This is a genomic window from Niallia sp. FSL R7-0271 (assembly GCF_038005785.1).
Taxonomy (GTDB): domain Bacteria; phylum Bacillota; class Bacilli; order Bacillales; family Cytobacillaceae; genus Niallia.
The window spans coordinates 955,746-979,692 of the sequence record NZ_JBBOTZ010000002.1 but is presented as its reverse complement, the minus strand read 5'-3'; the positions used below and the strand labels follow the sequence as shown (position 1 = coordinate 979,692).

Sequence of the window (23,947 nt, the reverse complement as noted above, 5' to 3'; positions counted from 1 at the left end):
AAGGAAACAACACTTATTTATATAAAAATTCTGATAATATTTGACAAAAACAAGCATTTCCTTGTAAGTTAACAGATAAATATCTACATATTTCAACATAATAAAAGTCATTGAAGGTTAAAAGCTTCAATGACCTTGTGATTCATCAATCTGTTCTTCAAAAAAACCAACGAGAAAATCGAATAGTGACTTCTCCACATTGGTAAACGAATGCCCGCTTGGAAAACATAAATAAATCGTCCGTTTACATTCAGGTTCCCTTATATGCAGCAGTTTAAGGGGATCCTGCCTGACATTTTTCCACAGGATTGAAGGGATGAAGGAGATGCCTAATCCTTCTTGAATTAGTCCTCTAACTGTAGCTGGATCATCACTTTCGAAAATAATATCTGGTTCGTAATGGACTTGTTCAAAAAATTTATTGGTTGTGTGCCGCAATGGTTTTCCACTCGTTAAGCTGATAAACTTTTCTTTTTCTAAGTCCTTTAAAGAAACAGAGTCTAAATGGCTTAGCGGATGGGAGATAGGAACACCCAGTAATATTTCTTCTTCCAGCAAGACGATATGCTCATTGCCTTCTAATGGCTCAGATGTAATCGCAAAATTATAGGTAATACTTTTATTCGTATGCTGTGTTAGATTAAAGCGTGTTTTTGGAAACTTAGTTCGAAACTGCTGAAGTAGCTTCGGCAGCAGCATCGAACCAACTGTTACATAAAGGGTAATCGTATCCATTTGCCCATTTTTAATGTCTTTCATTTCTGAAACACCTTGTTCAAGGGCGTAGAGTGATAGATTTACCCACTTTAAAAACTTTTCGCCAGCTGTATTGAGAAAGATATTTTTTCCTTTTCGATCAAACAGCTGCATATCTAGTTCTGTTTCAAGCTTGCGAATCATTTTACTGAGGGCAGGCTGTGATATTAATAGTTCATTGGCAGCATGGGTGATATTTTCATGCTTTGCTGTTACTTGGAAATATCTTAACTGCAGTAAATCCATATGTAATAATCTCCTTATAACCATTTGGTTATTAATAGTGGCCGAAAATATATTTTTATTTTTAATTGAAACACATTAAAATAAAGATTGTAAAGAATTGTATAAACTTTTAGGAGCGAAAAGCATGAATATTGTCTTTACCTTTCCAGGGCAAGGAGCACAAGTTCCTGGAATGCTGAGTGATGTGCCAGACTATGTGAATAAGGTGAAAGAGAGTATCGGAATTACTTTGCGTGATGATGAGGAGGCTTTTCAGTCGACTTTTTGGGTGCAGTTAGCTCTATTTGTGAAAGGAGTAGCGGCTGCGAGAGAGTTAATGGAAAAAGGGATTACTCCGCAGTTTGTGGCTGGACATTCGATTGGTGCATTTGCGGCAGCGGTTATTGCTGGTGTATTGACTTTTGACGATGCTATTAAACTAGTATATCAGCGGGCAAAACGAACGGAGGAAGCATATCCAGAAGGTTATGGAATGGGTGTAATCAGCGGACTTACGGAGCGTGAAGTGAAAAAGGCAGTTGAACTTTCACATACGCAAGCATCACCTGTGTTTCTTTCCAATCTTAACTCAGAACTGCAGATTGCCGTTTCTGGAACTCTGAAAGGAATACATACAGCATTCAAACATGCGCAAGATCTTGGTGCCAGAAAAACAACAGTGCTTAAAGTAGCAATCCCATCGCACTGTCCATTAATGGCTGATGTTTCACGAGAACTGCTGGAGTTAGTAGGTACATTTACTTTAAATAATCCGAAAATTCCTTATTTGGCAAATCACACTGGAAGAGTTATAAGACAAAAAGATAAAATCGCAGAAGACTTGGCTTTAAATGTAGCCTATCCTGTGCGCTGGCATGACATGGCTGAGATATGTGTTGAGTCTGGTGCGGATACTTTTGTTGAAATGCCGCCTGGTAATGTATTAACGAATCTTGTTAAGCAAGCACATGGAACAACACGGCAAATCGCTGTCGATGAAGTCGGTCTGGAAGCAACATGTTATTTAATTAATAAATGGAAGGAGCAAGCAGAGTGAATAAATGGACGCAAAAGCGTGATAAAAAACGAGCGAAATTAGATAAAGCAAGCCGCTTGCTGGACGGAAAATTTGTAGACACCTCTCGGATTGTAGAGCTGATGGAATTACTGATTGAACCAGGCTCAAGAGTAGTGTTAGAAGGAGATAATCAAAAGCAGGCGTCATTCCTGTCTAAAAAACTGTTAGAAGTAGACCCTGCCAAGGTAAATGAGCTGCATATGATCATGTCGAGCATCTCAATGCCTGAACATTTAGATATATTTGAATACGGAATCGCTTCAAAAATCGATTTTTCCTACTCTGGTTCGCAAAGCTTGCGTGTTGCACAAATGATTGAAGATGGAACGTTAAAGCTTGGCGATATACATACCTATTTAGAGTTATTTGGACGTCTGTTTATTGATTTAATCCCGGATGTTGTTTTAGTTGCGGCAGATAAAGCAGATAAGGACGGAAACTTGTATACAGGCAATAATACAGAAGAGACACCAACGATTGTAGAAGCAGCTGCCTTTAAAGATGGCATTGTTATTGTGCAGGTTAATGACATTGTGGATGAATTGCCTCGTGTTGATATACCAGGGTCATGGGTTGATGTGGTAGTAAAAGCTGATAAGCCATATGTCATTGAAGCGCTTTTCACACGAGATCCGCAAAACATTACCGAATTACAAGTGCTGATGGGCATGATGGCCATTAAAGGGGTATATGGAAAACATAATGTCCAGTCCTTAAATCATGGGATTGGCTTTAATACAGCTGCCATCGAGCTTTTGCTGCCAACATACGGGGAACAGCTCGGTTTAAAAGGGAAAATTGCTAGACATTGGGCGTTAAATCCTCATCCAACATTAATACCGGCAATTGAAAGCGGCTGGGTCGAAAGTGTCCACAGCTTTGGCAGTGAAGTCGGCATGGAGAACTATATTGCAGCTCGACCTGATATCTTTTTCGTCGGCCAAGATGGTTCGATGCGCTCTAACCGTGCATTATGCCAAGTTGCAGGACAATTTGCGGTTGATATGTTTATCGGTTCAACACTGCAAATGGACGCACAAGCTAATTCATCAACAGTAACAGCAGGACGCTTAGCCGGGTTTGGAGGAGCACCGAATATGGGCCATGATCCGCGCGGACGCCGCCATGCAACACCAGCATGGCTTGAAATGATTGAAAAACCGCATGAGCTGGCAAAAGGCCGTAAGCTTGTCGTGCAAATGGTCGAAACATTCGGTGCTAATAAAAAGCCAGTGTTTGTTGATTCTTTAGATGCTATTCAAGTAAAAACACAATCAGGACTTCAGGTTACACCAACGATGATTTATGGCGATGATGTTACTCATGTTATTACAGAAGAAGGCATCGCGTATCTTTATAAGTCTGACAGCTTAGAAGAACGGAAAAAAGCCCTTGCCGCAATCGCAGGTGTAACGCCATTAGGGATGGATAGCAAAGAAAAAGATGTTAGGAGCCTGAGAGACCAAGGCATTGTCGCCTATCCAGAGGATCTTGGCATTGCCAGACAGCAAGCAAAACGCTCTCTTCTTGCTGCAAGGTCTGTTAGTGATTTAGTAGAGTGGTCAGAAGGTCTTTACGTGCCGCCTGCAAAATTCCGGAGCTGGTCTTAATATGCTGGCAGTTAAATCTGCAGCACTTGTAGAGGAATTAGCTTCAAAAGCAGTAAAAGCGTTAATCGATGAAGCAATGCTCACCCCAAAGCCAGGATTAGTAGATGCAAACAATAACGGCTCCCATGCTGATATGTCCCTTGAACTCATGCTGAAATCAGCAAAAGCATTAGAAGGAACATTTAGAGAGATTGCTTTCGTTTCTTATCTTCATCCTGTGAATCAAAAGCTTCGTGAGAAAATAGCAGCCATAGGAAGACAAGGGGAGCAGGCGATGCTTTCTGCTACTAATGGCATCAATACACATAAAGGTGCGATTTGGGCATTGGGGTTATTGGTTAGTGCAAAGGCTTCTCTTCCAGAGGAAAAGAACCCTATTAAGATATTAGAAACGGCAGGAAAAATTGCTTCCTTTAAAGACAGGTTCACACCAAATAATCAAACCCATGGACAGGCTGTAAAAAAGAAGTATGCAGTTATGGGGGCACAAGAAGAAGCACAATTCGGTTTCCCTCATATCCGTGATGCATCTTTACTTGCCTTACTTAAAGCTCGTGCAGCAGAAAAGCCAGAAGAGGAAGCACAAATAGAAGCATTGCTGGCTTTAATGGCAACCGTCGATGATACATGTATATTACACCGTGGAGATTGGGCGGATTTAGTTGCAATAAAAACGATGGCAGGAGAATTTTTACTTTGGGATGGGTTCGCAACCACTAAGGGAAGAGAGATTTTCCAATGCTTATCTGATTACTGTAAAACAAAGCGCCTATCGCCGGGAGGCAGCGCTGATTTATTAGCAGCAACACTATTTTTAGTCAGTTAATTACGGAGGTGTTCATCTATGGAAAAACTACAGTTTCACTTTGAAACTTCTAAACCGATTCAAACTGCAGCACATATAGGTGTTGTCGGTTCAGGAGATTTGGAAATCATTCTAGAGCCGGCAGAGGGAACAAAAACAGAAGTCAGCGTGCTCACCGGCAGTGATGGATTTGGTGAAGTATGGGGCAATGTATTGGAACGTTTTTTCAATCGCTACCCTATTACCGCAAATATAACAATCCATGATTTCGGTGCAACACCAGGCGTTGTGCAGTTAAGGCTTACACAAGCATTGGAGGTGATCGGCTTTGCGGAATAGTTTAGTAGAATTAAATGGCCGTGAGCGGGCACTAGCATTAGTGGACAAAGGTACATTCCGCGAGCTGCTGGGACCGCTCGATAAAATGCAGTCACCCCATTTAGAGCCACAAGGAATTGTTCCGCAAAGTGATGATGGCGTTATCGTTGCTCGTGGGCAAATTAATCAAAAGGATGTTGTCGTTATTTCGTTAGAAGGTGCGTTTCAAGGCGGCGGCATTGGTGAAGTGAGCGGTGCGAAGATTGCTGGCGCACTGGAATTGGCCCTTGAAGAGAATAAACAAGGCAACCCTGTTTATCCAATTATCTTATTTGATACAGGCGGCGTCCGTCTGCAGGAAGCGAATTACGGATTATTGTCCATTTCCGAAATCTGCAATCAGATTGTAGCCTTACGTCAATACGTTCCTGTTGTTGGACTAATTCCAGGGAGAGTCGGCGCTTTCGGAGGCATGTCCATTGTCGCCGAACTATGTACAACATTGCTTGCAACAAATAAAGCACGGTTAGGTCTGAATGGTCCCGAGGTAATCGAACAAGAAGCTGGTGTCATGGAATTTGATTCAAGTGATAAAGCATTGATTTGGAATACGATTGGTGCTAGTCAGCGGGAGAGAACAGGATTGCTGGAGGAAGTAGTGGAGGACGATGTTGAGTCGATTGTCGCTGCTATTAAAACGGCGTTTTCAGCGGGAAAAAAATCGGCCAAAACAGAACAAGTCGACTTTCATCTTTCTTTATTAAAAGAATTGGATACTGCAATAGAATGTAATCCAAAACGATATGCTGAGTATTACAACCAGCATAAGGCAGTGAAGCAGTCTGTGCCAATGGCAACAGCAGGTGTTAGTGCTATGTCACAATCAAGAGGCTATAAATGGTTTTCTGCATTAACAGGTATCACACATCCGACTAGTGCAACACCATCCATTCTAGCTGCTGATGTAACTAAGAATGACCAACTTGCTCGTTATATAGCAATTGTACCGGATGCTAATAATCATTTTCCTAGAGCTCGGAATGGGGAAGTAGGTCTGCTTGAGGGCTGGACTGCTGCGCAAATAGTACGCGATGTCATCCATCAAGATGCAGACAAGGAAACAAAACGCCCTATTATCGCTATTATTGATGTACCAAGTCAGGCGTATGGCTATAAGGAAGAGCTGATTGGTATCAGCCTAGCATTGGCAGCAAGCGCAGATGCTTATGCAACAGCACGGCAAAAGGGCCATCCTGTTATTGGATTAATTGTCGGCAATGCTATCTCTGGCGGGTTTTTAGCTCATGGCTTACAGTCTAACCGGTTAATTGCATTTGACAATGACAAAATCAACATTCAAGCAATGTCAAAAGCTTCAGCAGCAAGAATAACAAAACGCACAATTGAACAGCTGGAAGAAGCAACGAAATCCGTGCCCTCAATGGCATATGATGTTCGCAGTTATCAATCATTAGGACCGCTGTATAAATTACTTGCCAATATTGATGCAGATTCTCCAACGGAAAAAGATATGGAAATAATAGAGCAAACTTTAACAGAAGCAATTAATAGCACAAAGAATGCAGCGACTGATTTAAGCTTCCGTTTACAAACAGATGAAGCAAGAAACGGCGGCCGTGCTGCAACGATTAAAGTCCGTGAAATGTTGAGACAGCAATGGTAATTCAACCACATGACTTAATAAAAGTCTCTGATTTATCACAGCTGCAATGGAAGGAAGACAACGAATGGGTCACTGCCTCGTTAAGGCGTGCCCCATTCGTTGTCGTGCGCCGAGCGGAACAAACTAGTGATTATATTCCTGTAGGTATCCGAGGGGAGCAACGTAATCAGCGGCAAGCAGCGTTATTACATCGCAACGGAATAGAAGAGATTATTACCCCATACATGCTAGCAGAACAAAAAAGCTGGTATTCACTTGATATACAAAGACGAGAACTGCCTGTTTTAAGAAGTATCAATAAAGTGGCGGAAATTATGGCCAACTGGCAATGGGGTCCAACAGGGAGCGCAGGCTTCGAAATAGCAACTGGATACCCAGCATTAAAAGCCACAAGCGATCTTGATATTGTAGTGCATGCACCGAATCCAATTGATATCTCCGAGGCAGAAGAGGTACTAGAGAAATTAGATAGCTTACCAATTCGCACAGATATCCAAATAGAAACAAACAATGGCGCATTTTTACTGCGAGAATGGATAAACAAACGAACAGACAAAATAATTTTACGTACCCAAAAGGAACCAGAATTGGTTTCTAACCCTTGGTAATAGAGGGATTCAAATGAAAATTTATCATAGAAAAAGAGGGGAAGTAGTTGAAGAACAGGTATTATTAAGAACTTTTTCCCGTCTATTGTTAAAGAATTAGGTGATACAGATATGAAAGAATTATCAGAAGCAGAACAAAGACAGCTAATTAAATTTTATTATGGACATATGGGAAATGGGGAATTCTTAACTATATTAGAACAGTATTCCAAAGAATGGGGATATGGAGACGAATACGCGCGATATGTTTTTGCGAGTTATTACGAAGAATGGGAAGAAGATTACTTCGGTGAAGAAGGTATTATTTATTTCATTGATTATCCTGCTGTCGACCAAGATACCAAACGTTTTATCGATATCTAAAAGAAGACTGTGAAGAGTATTTACAAAAACGCCTAAAGAATAGAGAAAAGGTAAAGGAATATCTTCTGAAAATCAAAGGGAAATTTAATATTGAAGGATAGACTAAGTAGGTATAGCCCTACGAGTCCTTTAATTATAGTTATTTCTCATATATGCAGTAATTTTTACGCATCCAAAATGACAAAAAATTAATAAGAATTAGCAATAAAGTAAGACTATAGAAACTCTGTACTAGGTAAAAGTGGGACAAACTGTTTATCTCTCCATTTTCTGTAAAATCATGCAAACTTAGTTTCTATTTTAAAATAATAACCTCCCAGCCTTATCTCAAAATAGCATTGATAATAAATAAATCTAATATAAATAATTTTCTGAAAATATATTGACTTCTCCTTCCCTAGGTAGTAACTTATTGATTAGAAATTGTCGACAATCGACAATGAAGAAGGAGGTTTTCGTGTGGCAACTACCAATATTCAAGAATTTGTTGATTCTAACAGAACGAAGAATATAGATGAGCTTATCGCATTAGTTAAACAAAAAAGTATTAGCTCTAGCGGTGAAGGGATGCAGGAGACGGTTCTGAAAGTGTCTGAGCTGCTAGAAAGTCTGCAAGCAAAGACACAGGTCATTCAAACGGCTGGACACCCGATCGTGTTTGGTGAAATTAAAGGGGAGCAGGATTTTACGGTCTTATTGTATGGTCATTATGATGTGATGGCACCAGACCCAATTGATGCATGGGTCAGCCCTCCATTTGAACCAAGTATTAGAGATGGCCGCTTGTATGGCCGTGGTGTTGGTGATAATAAAGGTCAGCTAATGGCGCAATTACTTGGGATTAAGGCTTATTTAGAAATACATAAACAGCTTCCTTTTCATGTGAAATTTGTGTTTGAAGGGGAAGAAGAGCAAGGCAGTGCTAACCTTGCAGCATTTGTGGAAGAGCATAAAGATGGAATCTTACAATCTGATCTTGCCATTTCAATCGACGGCTCTTGTCATGAAAGCGGCGCACCTGTGCTTCGTCTTGGTGTTCGCGGCATGTTATATGTGGAGCTTGAAGCTGTATCTGCGAGCCAGGATAATCATTCCGGCAACACAGGCAATATCATTAAAAATCCGGCGTGGAAGTTAGTTGAATTATTGTCACAGATGCAGGGCGATGACGGCGAGGTGGCAATTAAAGATTTCTATAAAGGCGTACAAGCACCGAATGAACAAGAAAAAGCAATTTTAAACCGCATTCCTTATGATAGTGAAACATTAGCAGCTAAGATCGGATTACCAAACCTGACTCTCTCCCAAGAAGAATACTTCACGAAATTAATGTATGAACCAACCTTAAACATTTCCGGTATCCATAGTGGTTATGTAGATGCAGGCGCAAAAACGGTTATACCGTCAAAAGCTTTGCTGAAGTTAGACATGCGTCTCGTCGGGAAGCAAAATCCTGATGAAATTTATCAAAATATCGAAAAAATGATTGAACCGCTTGAAGGTGTTTCTGTTTTAAAAATGGTATCCACTCCTCCGTCCAATACAAATATTGATTCCATTTTTGTGAAACCTGTTTTAGCAGCACTTGAACAAGGCTTTGGCATTAAACCTATTTTAGAACCAGTTATGCCGGGAACGTTGCCAAACTATGTGTGGACAGATATTTTAAATGTTCCTGTTCTTATTGTGCCTTACGCTAACTTCGATCAAGCGAATCATGCGCCGAATGAAAACTTGAAGCTTGTTAATTTTGAAAGTGGCATTAAATCTACTTATCATATAATCTCGGAGATTTCTAAAATAATAGAAGGCGGAGTGAAGGCGAATGAGTACGTTAAAGGGAACTCGATCTAAATATTTTGTATTTACACTTGTGTACATAGGCTATTGTATTTGTTATATCGACAGGGCCGCTATTTCACTTGCTTTAACGTATATTGGAGCAGAATTCAACCTTGATGCAACCCAGCTCGGTTTAGTTGTCAGTGTTTTCTTCTTCAGCTATGCGTTAATGCAAATTCCAGGCGGCTGGTTAGCCGATAAGTTTGGTTCGAATATCGTTGCACTTATCGCAATCCTGTTATGGTCGCTCTTCACTGCGATGACAGGTATGGCCTGGTCATTAGTTTCCTTATTGTTTATTCGTATCCTTTTCGGTATTGGTGAAGGTGCTTATCCAACAGCTAGTTTGAAGGCAGTGTCTGAAGTATTTCCACAGTCGCAGCGACCAAAAGCAGTAACTGGTATGCTGTCTTCCAATTATGTTGGAAGTGCCATCGCACCGCTGATTATTGCACCATTAATCTTAGCTGTCGGCTGGAGAAGCACGTTTTATATTATTGGAGTTGTCGGTATCGTATTTGCAGTCTTTTACTACTTCTGGCTTCGCCCAATGAAGCAAACTACTGCCGCAACGCAAGCTAAAGCTAAAAATTCAATAAGCTATAAAGAGCTATTAAAAAGCACCATCATCTGGCAGTTAGTAATCATTTGTTTCGGTGTCAGTATCGTCAACAAAGGGCTAGATTCTTGGATGCCAACTTACTTGCTTAATGTTCGCGGTGTTGACTTAAAGGCAATCTCGATTCTCGTACCGCTCCCATTTATTGCTGCAGGTCTAGGGGCAGCAATGAGCGGATGGCTTATGATGAAGTTCTTCCAGCAAAAAGAAAAGTACTTGCTTAGTATTGTGTCTGTTTTAACAGCTGTTCTTATTTATGGAATGTATTCTTCTAAAACATTAACATCTGTTATCATCTTTCAAATACTAGTGTATTTCTTTAAATCCATTGCTTTTGGCTCTATCTTTGCTTTACTTGCAAGCTTCATCTTACCCGATAAGTTTGGTTCCGCTTCTGGAATTGTTAATTTCGGCGGACAGATTGCTGGTTTTGTTGCACCGCTTGCAATTGGATTCTTAATAGATTTATTTAATGGTTCATACAATGCGGCGTTTATGTTCTTGATAGCTGCTGTTGCCCTCTCCTTTATCGTTTCATTAACATTACGTGCTGTACCTAAAAGAAAGGAAGAAGAGGATGTTACTGCAAACCCAACAATTGCCCAATGAGATTTTTAATTATATGGTCAATCAAATCATTAATGGTGAATTGCCCCAAGGAAGCCGTATTCGAGAAAGTGATTATGCGGAAAAATTCTCTGTCAGCCGTTCGCCTGTAAGAGAAGCATTATACCGGCTCGAGCAGGAAGGAATTGCTGTTAAAAAGCCGCGGAAAGGCAGCTTTGTCAAAGAATTCTCGACGCAAGATGTTTACGATATTTTTGAAATCAGAAACAATCTCGAACAAATGGCGATACGCCGCTTAAACCAAGTTGATATTTCTGATTATTCATTCAACTCTTTACAAGAAGAATTAAAGCAAATGAAAAATGTCAAAAATCAAGTGGACTATACGTTAATGAACTTTAACTTTCACTATCATATGATTTGTTTAAGCAATAGTGATGTTCTCCAAGAATTCTACTTGAAGCTGAAATATCCGTTGTTAATGTTCCAAAATCTTAACTTTACATTTGAAAATCGCATCAATCTCTCCATTTCGGAGCATGAAAAGATGCTTGATTTGATACAACAAGGCAAGTTTGACGAGCTGCAAGACATCTTGTTGACGCACAATAATCGCGTATTAACAAACTTAAAAGACTATTTAAAAAAACAATCTTAAGGAGTGTATGACCATGAAAATTGATAAAATTGTGTTAAGAAAAGTAGACATCCCGTTAAAAGCACCATTCGAAACAAGCTTTGCTGCAATGACTGCAAAAAAATGCATCATTGTTGAGATTCATGGCGAAGGGAAAATTGGTTATGGAGAATGCTCAGCATTTGAATTCCCTTTATACAACGAAGAGTTTGTAAATGGCTGTTGGGCAGCATTACAAGATTGCTTAATTCCATTATTGCTAAAAGAAGGAGATATTGCCCATCCTGACGAAACAAGCACTATCTTTGAACATATCCGTAAAAATAACTTAGCAAAATCATCTATTAACTGTGCGCTTTGGGATCTGTATGCAAAAATCGAAAACAAACCAGTTTACCAGCTCCTTGGCGGAACAAAATCACAAGTAGAAACAGGGGTCAGCATCGGTATTCAAAAGGATGCTGCTACGATGGTTAAAGTAGTGCAAGGCTATTTAGATGAAGGCTACAGACGAGTTAAAATTAAAATCAAACCAGGCAAAGATGTTGAAATTATGAAAGCTGTTCGAGAAGAATTCAGCGACATTATGCTGATGGCAGACGCTAACTCTGCTTACACACTAGATGATATCGAGGTATTCAAAGAGCTAGATAAACTCGATTTAATCATGATCGAACAGCCGCTTGATCATGACGATATCGTGGACCATGCAACACTACAAGCACAAATCAATACAAAAATCTGTCTTGATGAAAGCATCAACACAGTTGAAGATGCACGAAAAGCTATCGAACTAGGAAGCTGCGGTATCATCAACATTAAAGTAGGCCGTGTTGGCGGGTTGACAGAAGCGAAAAAAATCCAAGCACTTTGTGAGTCCCACGGTATTCCAGTATGGTGCGGCGGCATGGTAGATTCAGGTATCGCACGTGCCCATAACATCGCTGCGGCAACATTATCAGGCTTCACACTGCCGAATGACATCGCAGCATCATCTCGTTATTACAACCAAGATATCATTAACCCAGCGATTGAATTAAACGGCACCTATGTAGATGTCCCACAACAAGCAGGACTTGGTTATGATATTGATGATTACGCACTAGATCAGTTTACTGTTGAAAAGAAAGTGGTTGTGAATGAGAGTGTAGCTGTCTAATAAAAAAAGTTCAAACTGAACTGTTATCACCAATGTAGAACAATGACCTTAGCTCAAGCTAAGGTCATTTGGTTTTTTGGCAAGCGTTTTGAAAATAAAAAGACAGAATGTGAGCGTTATCATGTTCTTATCCAGTTAATTTGACACTTATCAGCACAAGAAAAAAGTCTCCTGAAATTTTGATTTAATATTGTGCACCAAACCAGGTTGTCTACATATGATGTTAGGGAATTGCATGGAGGACATGCTGTTCAAAAAATACAATTCGCCTTTTGTATGGCAAATCCACTTGGTTCGCTTCCTTTCATTAAGTAGCCGCTCTTTTTGAAGAGAAGAGAGGGGCTGCTTTCTATACATATTTTACTCCTATTCCTCATCACTTTGACACAGCCTTTGTACATCCTATACATGATATAAATACACAGTTGAAGGATGAAAGATTTTCATTCCGAATATCTTAAAGAACCAATTAGCTGGTACACAGTTAATTGGTTCTTCTTTTATTACAGATAAGACTTATTTATTGTTCATTTTCCAACTTACGATAATATCGAAATCTACTAACCAATATATCCATAATAATCTGATACAGCACTGCATGTGTCTGAATATCTGTTTGGTGTGGGAAGTATATCAGCTGGTGCTAGTATTGAGCTTCCAACAGCAGATGAAAAGGTGGAGATTTAAATGACAGAGAAAAGCTATTTTCCAAAGGGATTTTTATGGGGTGGAGCGATTGCAGCAAACCAAGCAGAAGGTGCTTGGGATAAGGACGGTAAGGCAATGTCTGTGGCAGATGTGGCAATGTATAAGACGAATATAGATAATAGCGATTATGTCAGTCAGTGGCATGTTAGTCCAGAACAAATAGAAGAGGCCATGCAAACAGATGGTCCTGTTTATTATCCGAAAAGACACGGCATTGACTTTTATCATCGCTATGAAGAGGATTTAGCATTAATGGAAGAAATGGGCATGAAATGTTTGCGAGTACCTATTGCTTGGACGAGGCTTTTTCCAACAGGTACAGAAGAAGAGCCGATTCAAGCGCCTATTGATTACTATGTACGTCTTTTTAAAGAAATGCGCAGAAGAAATATTGAACCACTTGTTACCCTGTCTCATTACGAGATGACACTCTATCTAGTTAATCATTATGATGGCTGGGTTTCCCGTGAGGTAGTAGATATGTTTGTTACCTATTCGAAGGTATGCTTTAAACACTTTGGAGAGTATGTTAAGTATTGGCTAACCTTTAATGAAATTGACAGTGTTTTTAGACATCCATTTACAACAGTTGGTGTGGTAGAAGAAAAGTATGCGAGTAAAAAAGACGCAGAGGCAGCAATCTATCAAGCATTGCACCTTCTATTTGTCGAAAGCATTTTGAGCAAATGAACCTCGCCTGCAAGGAAGGAGTCGAAATGCTGGGCTATACATCATGGGGCTGTATTGATATCGTAAGTGCGTCTACCTCACAAATGTCAAAACGTTACGGCTTATCTATGTTGATGCAGATGATTTAGGAAACGGTTCTTATGACAGAATTAAAAAGGACTCCTTTTATTGGTATAAGAGGGTTATAAAGACGAACGGTGCAGAATTGTAACACTAAAAGAGAAATTGAGCCCACTCAATTTCTCTTTTTTTATGAAAAATCCGCCGGAAAGATCCGAGTTTCTTCCATTATATATACCCTCACAAATTTCGCAGCACACTACTCGCATTATTACGATATCTTTGCCCTGCCTGTACATACCGATCGACCATTTCTCTCGTCTTATGGCCAGTCTGTTTCATGATCGCAATATCGGTCATTCCCATCATCGCCGCACTTGTCGATAAGCCGCTTCGCAAGCTGTGTCCGCCAAACTGTCTTGGGTCCATACCGGCTAAGGCGACATACTTTTTAATGATTAAGGAAATTGACTTATCACTAAGTCTTCCATTTATATTGCCATGGCGATCAATGGAGCGGAACAACGCGCCGTTGAAAAGCTTTGCTGTTTCGATCCAAGCCTCTGTTGCTTTGACAGGGCAATATTCATTATTGGAAAACACAACCCCTTTAATTAAATCATCATTTCTTGTTTTCATGTCACGGACACTAACGTCCATGCCGAAATCATGAAATTCCAAATCATCGACATTAATCGCCACTAACTCTGACCTTCTGCTGGCAAGGGCAAAGCCTAATAAGATAATTGCTTTGTCGCGGACTCCTGCTAAGGTGGCAGTATCTATCTCACTTATTAAATCAGGCAGGTTTTGGAGCATCAATGCTTTCTTCGGTCTTTGCCGTGATCCTTTTTCTCTTCGTATCCCATCCATCAATGCAATCACTTCTAAGCTTTTCGTGGGACTGACATGCATGCTCATTTTATGTGCTTCACTGATAGATGCAATTCGTCTTCTTAATGTCGAGAATTTATGTGATTCCGCCAGCTCTGTTAAATAGAAGCAAATTGTTTCCACTTCGGCAGGGAGGGGGGAGACATTATGTAAGGCACACCAATCGGTGAAATGCTTCCAATCTGCATAATAGCTTTTTTTCGTATTATTGCTTTTCGAGTGGGAGATATAATAGTTTATTTTGTCCATTTGCTGCTTTGTAAATGCAGGGGTATTTTTATGATCTGGAACGAGCATTTGTTCCTCTCCTAACTGCTTTTCTTGACTTCCGATAACTATATATTATCGGAAGTCAGCTTAAATGAGAAGTATTTAAGCCATTTTTAAGTAAAAATTTCTTATTTAGCCATTGTTTTTTCCATAAAACAGAATGTTTCTGAGGAGCTCTACAAGGAAATTAGGTGAATGGTTATCCATTAAAGGAAAGTTAATTTCGTCAGAGAGCGAATCTCTGCATTCCTAATATTTGGTATAAAATGACTGCGATTGTATGCGATATTTTTAATCCTCGCATTAATAACTAATTATCTTGTAACACATACTAAGTTAGAAAAAATATTCCTTTCTACTAGAAGCAATCATGCCGGTAGTGAAAATATTTAAATATTTTATTTTGGAGGGCTATTAATGAAGAGCTTTAAAAGGTTTGGTTATGTATTAATGATTTTTGCATTAATGGTCATCGCTGCAGGATGCGGTGGCGGTAATGAAAATGCAGATAACGGTGACGAAAATTCTGGTTCCTTAGTTGTTTCTGGTTCCTCTGCTATGCAGCCGTTAATTGCTGCAGCGGCAGAAGAGTTCATGGCTGAAAATCCAAATGCAGATGTCCAAGTAAACGCAGGTGGCTCTGGTACGGGATTATCTCAAGTATCTGAAGGTTCTGTTGATATTGGTAACTCTGATGTGTATGCAGAAGAAAAAGAAGGCATTAAGGCTGATGAGCTAGTGGATCATAAAGTAGCAGTTGTCGGTATCACCGCTGCCGTTAATCCGAATGTAGGAATTACAGATATTTCGAAAGAGGATTTAATTAAGGTTTTCACAGGTAAAATTACAAACTGGAAGGATGTTGGCGGTAAAGACCAAAAAATCGTCCTCGTGAATCGTCCTGATTCTTCTGGAACTCGTGCAGTCTTTAATAAATTTGGTCTCGATGATGCAACACCTGCAGAAGGGATAACAGAGGACTCGTCTAATACAGTGAAGAAAATCTTAACGGAAACAGAAGGTGCAGTAGGTTATCTTGCTTTCTCCTATTTTACAGATGATTCTATAACAGCACTGTCTGTTGATGGAGTTGAGGCAAAAGAAGAAAATGTGCAAAATGGAACATTCCCAATCTGGGCCTATCAGCATTCCTACACGAAAGGGGAACCAAAAGGCTTAACAAAATCATTTCTTGATTATGTGATGTCAGAAGACATTCAAAGCACATTGCTGAAAGAGCAAGGATATTTACCTGTAACAGAAATGAAGGTAGAAAGAGATGCTGAGGGTAATCTGAAGGATCTTTAAAAAATTGAACGGGGTAGATGCTTTTATATGCATTTACCCTGTTAAGCCATAAGGGGAGGTTTTTTAGCATGAGAGAAAAAACGATTCCTGCAAAAGACAGATTATTGAAATCAGCAAAAACAGGAGTAGGCAATGAGTTCCGCGGGAAAATTCTCGTGACATTATGTGCAATCATTATGATTGCTGTGACGATTTCTATTACGATTTTCCTTGGAGTAAAAGGACTGCAATCATTTATTAAAAACGGAATTAGCCCGCTCGAGTTTTTGACAAGCACTGATTGGAATCCAACGAATAAAGCCAATCCAAAATTCGGGGCATTTCCATTTATTTTTGGCTCCTTTGCGGTCACTTTTCTGTCTGCACTTGTCGCAGCGCCACTCGGTATAGGAGCTGCTATTTTCATGACAGAAATTGCTCCTTCTTGGGGGAAAAAGATAATTCAGCCTGTCATTGAACTGCTTGTTGGGATTCCATCTGTTGTGTATGGATTTATTGGATTATCCGTATTAGTGCCGTTTATTAGAGATAATATCGGTGGTCTCGGTTTTAGTTTACTTGCGGGAACAATTGTACTCTCCATTATGATATTGCCTACAATTACAAGTATTGCTACAGATGCAATGAGTTCTTTACCTAATAATTTACGGGAAGGTTCATTTGCACTCGGAGCTACTCGGTGGCAGACAATATGGAAGGTTCTTATTCCAGCAGCACTGCCAACTTTGCTTACAGCAGTGATTTTAGGGATGGCACGTGCATTTGGTGAAGCATTAGCTGTGCAAATGGTAATTGGAAATGTAAAGGATTTGCCATCTAGCTTTCTTGATGCAGCTGCAACATTAACAACGATTATTACGTTGAATATGGGCCATACAACATACGGCAGTGTGGAAAATAATACACTTTGGTCGATGGGACTGATTTTGTTAATTATGTCATTTATCTTTATTATCCTCATTCGTTATGTGTCATCAAGGAGGAAAATGTAATGAACAGTAAAACAGCAGACCGTGTTGCAACAGTTGTATTAGTTGCTATTGCCACCATCATAGTATGTATATTAGTTGGATTGTTTGCTTATATTTTATTTAATGGTTTACGTTATGTTTCCCTTGATTTTCTAACATCGCCTTCTAGTAATGTTCGTGCTGGCGGCGGGGTTAGGGACCAGCTTTTTAATTCTTTATATATTCTTGTAATTACCATGATAATTTCTCTTCCTCTTGGAATTGGCGGCGGAATATTTATGGCAGAATACGCCCGACCTGGAAAAGTAACAGATATAATTCGCTCTTGTATTGAAGTATTATCATCTCTCCCATCCATTGTTATTGGAATGTTTGGTTTATTAATGTTTGTGAACTTGACTGGCTGGGGATACACAATATTAGGGGGAGCTTTGGCGCTTACCGTTTTTAATCTTCCTGTTCTAGTCAGGGTAAGTGAAGATGCTATTCGAACTGTTCCAAGAGAACTGAAGGAAGGAAGTCTTGCTCTTGGTATTACCCATTGGCATACGATTAAAACAGTTATTCTGCCTAGTGCGTTTCCTTCGATTCTGACTGGTGCGATTCTTGCATCAGGGCGTGTCTTTGGCGAAGCTGCCGCCTTGCTGTTTACAGCAGGACTTTCCACACCAAGGTTAAATTATCTTGATTGGAATCCGTTTTCTGACAGATCACCGCTGAATATCTTCCGGCCTGCCGAGACACTGGCTGTCCACATTTGGTCTGTTAATACACAAGGCTTAATTCCAGACATTGAACAAGTTTCTAATGGCGCATCTGCGGTTTTAATTTTGGCAGTCTTAATTTTCAACTTATTAGCAAGACTGATTGGAACACTTATTCATAAAAAAATCACGGCAACGAAATAGAAGGCTGGTGAAAAAAATGAGCACACCTATTTTAGATGTAAAAAATCTCGAATTTTTTTATGGAGATAAGCGGGCAGTTAACGGGATTTCTATGCAGATTGAAAAGAATTCCATCACAGCGCTAATTGGTCCTTCCGGCTGTGGAAAATCAACGTTTTTACGGACAGTTAACAGAATGAATGATCTTATTCCAGGTGCGAGGGCACAAGGAGAGATACTGTACGAGGACATTAATTTATTATCAGACGATATAAATGTCGTTGCATTACGAAAGGAAATCGGGATGGTTTTTCAAAAGCCTAATCCATTTCCGAAATCAATTTATGATAATATTACGCACGCTTTGAAATATAATGGAGTAAGGAAGAAAGCAGAGCTTGATCGCATTGTAGAAGAAAGCTTAACGAAAGCCGCCCTATGGGAGGAAGTAAAGGACAGGCTTCATAAATCAGCTTTATCTTTATCTGGTGGTCAGCAGCAGCGGCTTTGTATTGCGAGAACCATAGCCATGAAACCAACTGTGATGCTCCTTGATGAACCGTCCTCTGCACTAGATCCGATTTCTAATGCGAAGGTAGAAGAATTAATATTAGAGCTGAAGAAGGATTATACCATTATCATTGTGACCCATAATATGTCACAGGCATCACGTATTTCGGATAAAACCGCCTTCTTTTTCTCTGGTGATTTAATTGAATACGATGTGACGGAAACGATATTCACGGCGCCTTCTAATCAGAAGACGGAAGAATATATTTCCGGCCGGTTCGGATAAGGAGGAAAAGAATTGTCTACAGATATTAGTACGAAGGCGATTTTCGATTGTGTCGATCTCAATTTATGGTATGGTGACCATCATGCATTAAAGGAAATCAACTTTCCTATTAATGAAAAGGAGGTTACCGCGATCATCGGTCCTTCCGGCTGCGGGAAGTCGACGTTCATCAAAACATTGAACTTAATGATCAAATATGTGCCGAATGTAAGGATGGCAGGAGAGATCAACTTTGACAAACAAAATATTTTAAGTGACAGACTGGATCTTGTTGAATTACGAAAGAAGGTAGGAATGGTATTCCAAAAGGGTAATCCATTTCCTCAATCGATCTTTGACAATGTTGCTTATGGACCTAGAATACACGGCATCAAGAAGAAAGAAGAACTCAATAACATTGTGGAAAACTCCCTGAAGGATGTTGCTTTATGGGATGAGGTGAAGGATCGTTTGAACGGTCCAGCTCTTGGCTTGTCAGGAGGACAGCAGCAACGGTTATGTATCGCAAGAGCGCTTGCAACAAAGCCAGATGTACTGTTGATGGATGAACCGACGTCTGCATTAGACCCGATTTCAACCTTAAAGATTGAGGAATTAATTTTAAAATTAAAGGAAAAATACACAATTGTCATTGTTACCCATAATATGCAGCAGGCTTCAAGGGTATCAGATAAAACCGCCTTCTTTTTAATGGGTCAGCTTATTGAGCTGGATAATACGCAGAAGATATTCTCGAATCCTTCCGATGAACGGACAGAAGGCTATATCTCAGGAAGATTTGGATAATGGGAGTGAGCTCATGAATATAAGATCAAACTTCGATAGTAACTTGAATCAATTAAAGGATATGCTGATGGAAATGGCCCGCCTTTCGGAGGTTTCCATCCAGGACAGCATCCAAGTACTTATTAAGCAAGATTTGGAACAAGCGAAACAAATTATTGACCGAGACACAGCAATTGATGATTTAGAAAATGATATTAATGATAAAGCCATATCTTTAATTGCGATGGAAGCACCTGTTGCAAGAGACTTGCGCAAAATTATTGTTGCTTTGAAAATATCTTCTGAAGTGGAGCGCATTGCAGATAATGCAGTGAATATCGCAAAATCAACATTGCATATCGGCAACGAAAAACTGATTAAGGAAATAGTCGATATCCCAAAGATGATGGATATGGCATTGAAAATGCTTAGCGATTCCTTACAGTCCTTTTTGCAGGAGGATGTTGCTCTAGCAAGACAATGTGCACAAGAGGACGATAAAGTGGATGAAATGTATGGCATGCTTGTTAAAGAGTTAATGGGCTATCTCAAGCAAAATCCTGATAATACAAACCAGATAACACAGCTTGCCTTTGTGTGCAGATACATTGAAAGAGTAGCAGACCATTCAACCAATATTGCGGAGCATGTTATTTATTTAGTTACTGGAAAGCGCTATGATTTAAATGCATAAAAAAACAGGAGCAGGATAGAATCCGCTCCTGTTTTTGATTACCGCAGCATTGTTAGTGTGTGAGGTGGGGGATGCGGCAACTTAATCATATTGTAGAGCATAAATATGTCAAAAGTATGTCCGGATTTTGTTAAAACTTAAAATAAATGGCTGTAATAGAAAAAACCTTATCCTGTTAAAAGGATAAGGTTTTTTTCTGTCATTAAAGAACTTCGCCGTTTGTTTCAATAACTTTTTTATACCAGTTAAAGGATTCTTTTTTATAGCGTTTCATGCTGCCGTTGCCTTCATTATCACGGTCAACATAAATCATTCCGTAGCGTTTCTTCATTTCTCCTGTAGTGAAGGAAACGATATCAATGATACCCCAAGGTGTGTATCCGATAAGATCAACGCCGTCGTATTCAACTGCTTTTTCTAATGCTTCAATATGAGATTTCAAGTATTGAATTCTTTCTGGGTCATGGATAGAGCCATCCTCACTGATTGTGTCGATAGCGCCAAAGCCGTTCTCTACAATAAACAACGGAATTTGATAGCGATCATAGAAGCGGTTTAATGTATAGCGCAATCCTGTCGGATCAATTGCCCAGCCCCAGTCACTTGACTTAATATAAGGATTTTCTACACCATTTCGTAATGCGCCGTTAACGATGTTGCCAGTGTTGTCATTTACTACATCGCTTTTTACAGTCGTTGACATATAGTAGCTGAAGCCTAAATAATCAACCGTACCATTGCGTAATATCTCGTCATCGCCTTCTTCGAATTTGATATTATAGCCTTCTCGTTCAAATTCTTTTAATGCGTATTTTGGATAAACGCCGCGTACATGCACATCAGGGAAGAAGTAGCGCTGTCTCATTTCTTCTTCTGCAAGCATGATGTCTTCTGGATTAGAAGAGAACGGGTAAATAGGAACATGTGATACCATTGCCCCAATTTGGAATTCTGGATTGATTTTCTTGCCGGCAGAAACAGCTAATGCACTAGCAATCAATTCATGATGACCTGTTTGGTACATAACTTCTTTTGGATTTTCGCCATCTTTAATCGTAACACCAGAATTTGTCCATAAGAATAATGGGTTGTCTACATCCATTTGGTTATTAATTTCATTGAATGTCATCCAGTATTTCACTTTATCTTTATAACGGTTGAAAACAACCTCTGCGAACTTCACAAAATAATCGACGACTTTACGATTGCGGAAACCGCCGTATTCTCTTGCTAAATGCAATGGCATTTCAAAGTGAGAAAGAGTGATAACAGGCTCAATGCCATTGCTTAACAATTCGTCAAATACATTATCATAGAATTGCAAGCCTTCTTCATTCGGTGTAGCTTCATCACCTTTCGGGAAAATTCTGCTCCAGCCGATAGAAGTTCTTAGGCATTTTAAGCCCATTTCAGCAAACAATGCGATATCTTCTTTGTAATGATGATAAAAATCGATTGCTTCATGGTTAGGATAAAACTCATTTTCCTCAATCGTATCCGTGATTTTTCTGGCAACACCATGTTCACCAGCTGTCAAAACATCGACGACACTTGGACCTTTTCCGCCTGCATTCCAGCCACCTTCAAATTGGTGAGCAGCAAGTGCGCCGCCCCATAGGAAATCTTTTGGTAATTTACTCATGTTTGTATTCCTCCTCATTTAATTACTGTAAATAATGTTTGATTAAAAGTACAATTTTCCACTTTCTCGATGATAACTTCTTCGTAAGCGAATGTGTTAGTAACAATGACAGGTGTGATTGTCTTTAATCCTTTACTCTCAATATAGTCTTTATCAAATTCAATTAATAAATCACCTTTATTGAATTTTTCGCCATCTTTAACCTTGACGGTGAATGGGCTGCCATCGAGTGTAACAGTATCCAAACCAATGTGAATAAGCAATTCAACACCAGTTTCTGATCTTAGGCCTATTGCGTGTTTTGTTGGGGCAATCATCACAACAGTGCCTTCAAATGGTGCAATCACTTTATTTTCTGTTGGTTCAATGGCAATTCCTTGCCCCATGGCACCTGAACTAAATACTTCATCAGGCACTTGAGAGAGAGGAACAACCTTGCCGCTCATTGGAGAGTTAACAGTAAGCTCTGTGATCGTTGTTGCTGCAATTTCCGGAGCGCTTGATGTGTTAGTATTTTCTAGACTTGCTGTTTTGCTGCTGTCATTTGTTTCTCCATAACCGAAAATTTGCACAAGCACAACTGGAAGGATGATGGCAATTGCTGCCCCGATCAATATTCCCCAAACGGACATTGGATAGTCTTCATTGATGCCGTTTACGATTGTTAACGGACCAGGCAAGCCTGCATATGCAAAGTAGTATGGGTTAAAAAAGCTTGCTGTAATCGCCCCAATACCGCCGCCGATACATCCGAAGATGAATGGCTTTTTGAATCGTAAGTTAACCCCATAAATCGCAGGCTCGGTAATTCCGAAAATACCAGTTACGCCTGCAGACACACTGACTTTTCTTGTTTCTTGGCTTTTGGCCTTTAAGATTACCCCTAAAACTGCTCCAACCTGTGCGATAACAGCAATCGTTTGATAGGCTTGGAAGGAATCACGGCCGTATAAATCAAAGTTGGCCAATACCATCGGGGTAACTCCCCAGTGAACACCAAAGATGACGATAACTTGCCATAAAGAGCCGATGATAGCACCAGCAACAATTGGTGCATTTTCTGCCAAGAAATTATAGCCGTTAGCAATGCCGTTTGCGCCCATTGTTGTTAGCGGGCCAATAAGTGTGATGGTTAACGGTACCATAATAACTAAACTGAAAAAGGGAACAAATAATGGCTTGATTACTTCATTGATGTACTTATTTAAGAAACGTTCCAAATAAGACAAGATCCACACTAAGAAGAGCGGAGGTAATACGGATGAAGTATAAGTTGTTTCTGTTAAAGCGATTCCAATAAAGTTAATATTTGAACCTTCAGAAATTTGTGCAGCCATTTCTGCCCAAGTCGGGCTCACTAATGCAGCACAACAGGCCACTGCAATATAAGTATTTGTTTTAAAATGCTTGGACGCAGTAATTGCGATAAAAATCGGCAAAAAAGTGAATGGAGCCCAAGAAATAAAGCTCAATACTTGATAGGTGCCAGTTTCTGCGAAACTATCAAACAATAAGTTTATGATAATCAATAAACCTTGCAAAATACCAGCTGCTGCCAAGATATAAACAAATGGCGCAAACACTGCAGACATCGTGGCGATGATACGGTTGAGGATGGTTCCTTTATTTTCATTTTCCGTATGTACTGCATCTAAATTAATCAGATTAGAAAAATGCTCATAAACCTCTCCGACATGCTGACCAATTACAACTTGAAATTGTCCGCCGTTTTCTACAACCGTTACAACTCCCGGCATTGCAGAAATTTCTTCTTTCGCTTGCGGGTTAGAGCGCTTTAATACTAAACGCAATCTTGTCGCACATCTTGTTGCACTGACTATGTTGTCCTCACCACCGACAGCGCTCAAAATATCTTTAGCTAACTTCGGATAATCTCTAACATTTCCTGCCAATTTGTACCCCTCCTTCAATCCTTTATACGCTTACATTATAATTGTATCGGTATAATTTATCAAGTACCAACAAATTAT

General features: G+C 39.8%; 21 protein-coding genes and 1 pseudogene. 18 read left to right on the top strand and 4 right to left on the bottom strand.

The annotated features are described in order from the left end of the window. Positions 1-126: 126 nt before the first annotated feature. Positions 127-1,002: a LysR family transcriptional regulator gene (locus tag MKX82_RS24920; RefSeq protein WP_341080883.1), complete on the bottom strand. Its 876-nt coding sequence runs from the start codon at positions 1,000-1,002 to the stop codon at positions 127-129. A 124-nt stretch (positions 1,003-1,126) separates the two neighbouring features. Between MKX82_RS24920 and MKX82_RS24915 the strand changes: the two genes are divergently transcribed. The 12 genes and pseudogenes from MKX82_RS24915 to MKX82_RS24860 all read left to right on the top strand — a co-directional run bounded on the left by MKX82_RS24915 (position 1,127) and on the right by MKX82_RS24860 (position 13,880). Continuing rightward, on the top strand, positions 1,127-2,038 hold the full coding sequence (locus tag MKX82_RS24915) for an ACP S-malonyltransferase (protein WP_233315247.1): 912 nt from the start codon (positions 1,127-1,129) through the stop codon (positions 2,036-2,038). Then, positions 2,035-3,669: a malonate decarboxylase subunit alpha gene (mdcA, locus tag MKX82_RS24910; protein ID WP_445738856.1), complete on the top strand. Its 1,635-nt coding sequence runs from the start codon at positions 2,035-2,037 to the stop codon at positions 3,667-3,669. Before MKX82_RS24915 ends, mdcA begins: the two co-directional genes overlap by 4 nt. A gap of 1 nt (position 3,670) precedes the next feature. Next, positions 3,671-4,495 carry a triphosphoribosyl-dephospho-CoA synthase gene (locus MKX82_RS24905; RefSeq protein WP_341080879.1) on the top strand — a complete coding sequence of 275 codons (825 nt, stop codon included), beginning with the start codon at positions 3,671-3,673 and terminating at the stop codon, positions 4,493-4,495. A gap of 18 nt (positions 4,496-4,513) precedes the next feature. Then, entirely contained in the window at positions 4,514-4,813 is a 300-nt protein-coding gene (locus MKX82_RS24900) for a malonate decarboxylase subunit delta (protein ID WP_341080877.1), read from the top strand. Continuing rightward, entirely contained in the window at positions 4,803-6,476 is a 1,674-nt protein-coding gene (gene mdcD / locus MKX82_RS24895) for a biotin-independent malonate decarboxylase subunit beta (protein WP_341080875.1), read from the top strand. The genes MKX82_RS24900 and mdcD overlap by 11 nt, the downstream gene beginning before the upstream one ends. After that, positions 6,470-7,084, top strand: coding sequence for a malonate decarboxylase holo-ACP synthase (locus MKX82_RS24890; protein WP_341080873.1), 615 nt, complete (start codon positions 6,470-6,472; stop codon positions 7,082-7,084). Before mdcD ends, MKX82_RS24890 begins: the two co-directional genes overlap by 7 nt. Positions 7,085-7,195: 111 nt before the next feature. Next, the gene (cdiI, locus tag MKX82_RS24885; protein ID WP_233315253.1) at positions 7,196-7,447 is read left to right on the top strand and encodes a ribonuclease toxin immunity protein CdiI; all 252 of its coding nucleotides are present in this window, start codon (positions 7,196-7,198) and stop codon (positions 7,445-7,447) included. Positions 7,448-7,906: 459 nt separating this feature from the next. Continuing rightward, positions 7,907-9,301 (top strand): M20/M25/M40 family metallo-hydrolase, encoded by a 1,395-nt coding sequence (locus MKX82_RS24880; RefSeq protein WP_341080871.1) that lies wholly within the window; start codon positions 7,907-7,909, stop codon positions 9,299-9,301. Then, positions 9,273-10,517, top strand: coding sequence for an MFS transporter (locus MKX82_RS24875; protein WP_341080870.1), 1,245 nt, complete (start codon positions 9,273-9,275; stop codon positions 10,515-10,517). The genes MKX82_RS24880 and MKX82_RS24875 overlap by 29 nt, the downstream gene beginning before the upstream one ends. Then, on the top strand, positions 10,507-11,133 hold the full coding sequence (locus tag MKX82_RS24870; protein ID WP_341080869.1) for a GntR family transcriptional regulator: 627 nt from the start codon (positions 10,507-10,509) through the stop codon (positions 11,131-11,133). The genes MKX82_RS24875 and MKX82_RS24870 overlap by 11 nt, the downstream gene beginning before the upstream one ends. A 13-nt stretch (positions 11,134-11,146) precedes the next feature. Then, positions 11,147-12,271: an o-succinylbenzoate synthase gene (menC, locus tag MKX82_RS24865; RefSeq protein WP_233315257.1), complete on the top strand. Its 1,125-nt coding sequence runs from the start codon at positions 11,147-11,149 to the stop codon at positions 12,269-12,271. A 687-nt stretch (positions 12,272-12,958) separates the two neighbouring features. After that, positions 12,959-13,880 (top strand): annotated as a pseudogene (locus MKX82_RS24860) (family 1 glycosylhydrolase). Between the two features lie 89 nt (positions 13,881-13,969). Here the strand turns inward: MKX82_RS24860 and MKX82_RS24855 are convergent. Next, positions 13,970-14,920, bottom strand: a complete 951-nt coding sequence (locus MKX82_RS24855) for a site-specific integrase (RefSeq protein ID WP_341080867.1) — start codon at positions 14,918-14,920, stop codon at positions 13,970-13,972. A 390-nt stretch (positions 14,921-15,310) separates the two neighbouring features. Between MKX82_RS24855 and MKX82_RS24850 the strand changes: the two genes are divergently transcribed. The 6 genes from MKX82_RS24850 (at position 15,311) to phoU (ending at position 20,314) form a co-directional block, all read left to right on the top strand. After that, positions 15,311-16,201, top strand: a complete 891-nt coding sequence (locus tag MKX82_RS24850; RefSeq protein WP_233315259.1) for a phosphate ABC transporter substrate-binding protein — start codon at positions 15,311-15,313, stop codon at positions 16,199-16,201. A gap of 68 nt (positions 16,202-16,269) precedes the next feature. Next, on the top strand, positions 16,270-17,193 hold the full coding sequence (gene pstC, locus MKX82_RS24845) for a phosphate ABC transporter permease subunit PstC (protein WP_233315260.1): 924 nt from the start codon (positions 16,270-16,272) through the stop codon (positions 17,191-17,193). After that, a complete protein-coding gene (gene pstA / locus MKX82_RS24840; RefSeq protein WP_341080866.1) occupies positions 17,193-18,080 on the top strand; it encodes a phosphate ABC transporter permease PstA in 888 nt (295 codons plus the stop codon). Before pstC ends, pstA begins: the two co-directional genes overlap by 1 nt. A 16-nt stretch (positions 18,081-18,096) precedes the next feature. Further along, the gene (gene pstB, locus MKX82_RS24835; protein WP_233315262.1) at positions 18,097-18,855 is read left to right on the top strand and encodes a phosphate ABC transporter ATP-binding protein PstB; all 759 of its coding nucleotides are present in this window, start codon (positions 18,097-18,099) and stop codon (positions 18,853-18,855) included. 12 nt (positions 18,856-18,867) lie between these two features. Beyond that, complete coding sequence (gene pstB, locus MKX82_RS24830; protein WP_341080865.1) at positions 18,868-19,641, top strand: phosphate ABC transporter ATP-binding protein PstB; 774 nt, start codon at positions 18,868-18,870, stop codon at positions 19,639-19,641. Between the two features lie 13 nt (positions 19,642-19,654). Then, positions 19,655-20,314, top strand: coding sequence for a phosphate signaling complex protein PhoU (gene phoU, locus MKX82_RS24825; RefSeq protein WP_233315264.1), 660 nt, complete (start codon positions 19,655-19,657; stop codon positions 20,312-20,314). A 202-nt stretch (positions 20,315-20,516) separates the two neighbouring features. Here phoU and bglA read toward each other — a convergent pair whose 3' ends face one another. Beyond that, a complete protein-coding gene (gene bglA, locus MKX82_RS24820) occupies positions 20,517-21,956 on the bottom strand; it encodes a 6-phospho-beta-glucosidase BglA (protein WP_341080864.1) in 1,440 nt (479 codons plus the stop codon). 14 nt (positions 21,957-21,970) lie between these two features. Then, positions 21,971-23,869: a beta-glucoside-specific PTS transporter subunit IIABC gene (locus tag MKX82_RS24815; RefSeq protein WP_341080863.1), complete on the bottom strand. Its 1,899-nt coding sequence runs from the start codon at positions 23,867-23,869 to the stop codon at positions 21,971-21,973. Positions 23,870-23,947 lie beyond the last annotated feature (78 nt).

Coding starts and splice junctions, on each gene's coding strand:
- MKX82_RS24890 (WP_341080873.1), top strand. CDS start 6,470: ATGGTAATTCAACCACATGACTTAATAAAAGTCTCTGATTTATCACAG.
- bglA (WP_341080864.1), bottom strand. CDS start 21,956: ATGAGTAAATTACCAAAAGATTTCCTATGGGGCGGCGCACTTGCTGCT.
- MKX82_RS24920 (WP_341080883.1), bottom strand. CDS start 1,002: ATGGATTTACTGCAGTTAAGATATTTCCAAGTAACAGCAAAGCATGAA.
- MKX82_RS24915 (WP_233315247.1), top strand. CDS start 1,127: ATGAATATTGTCTTTACCTTTCCAGGGCAAGGAGCACAAGTTCCTGGA.
- pstB (WP_233315262.1), top strand. CDS start 18,097: ATGAGCACACCTATTTTAGATGTAAAAAATCTCGAATTTTTTTATGGA.
- menC (WP_233315257.1), top strand. CDS start 11,147: ATGAAAATTGATAAAATTGTGTTAAGAAAAGTAGACATCCCGTTAAAA.
- pstC (WP_233315260.1), top strand. CDS start 16,270: ATGAGAGAAAAAACGATTCCTGCAAAAGACAGATTATTGAAATCAGCA.
- pstA (WP_341080866.1), top strand. CDS start 17,193: ATGAACAGTAAAACAGCAGACCGTGTTGCAACAGTTGTATTAGTTGCT.
- MKX82_RS24875 (WP_341080870.1), top strand. CDS start 9,273: ATGAGTACGTTAAAGGGAACTCGATCTAAATATTTTGTATTTACACTT.
- MKX82_RS24850 (WP_233315259.1), top strand. CDS start 15,311: ATGAAGAGCTTTAAAAGGTTTGGTTATGTATTAATGATTTTTGCATTA.
- MKX82_RS24905 (WP_341080879.1), top strand. CDS start 3,671: ATGCTGGCAGTTAAATCTGCAGCACTTGTAGAGGAATTAGCTTCAAAA.
- cdiI (WP_233315253.1), top strand. CDS start 7,196: ATGAAAGAATTATCAGAAGCAGAACAAAGACAGCTAATTAAATTTTAT.
- phoU (WP_233315264.1), top strand. CDS start 19,655: ATGAATATAAGATCAAACTTCGATAGTAACTTGAATCAATTAAAGGAT.
- MKX82_RS24855 (WP_341080867.1), bottom strand. CDS start 14,920: ATGCTCGTTCCAGATCATAAAAATACCCCTGCATTTACAAAGCAGCAA.
- MKX82_RS24900 (WP_341080877.1), top strand. CDS start 4,514: ATGGAAAAACTACAGTTTCACTTTGAAACTTCTAAACCGATTCAAACT.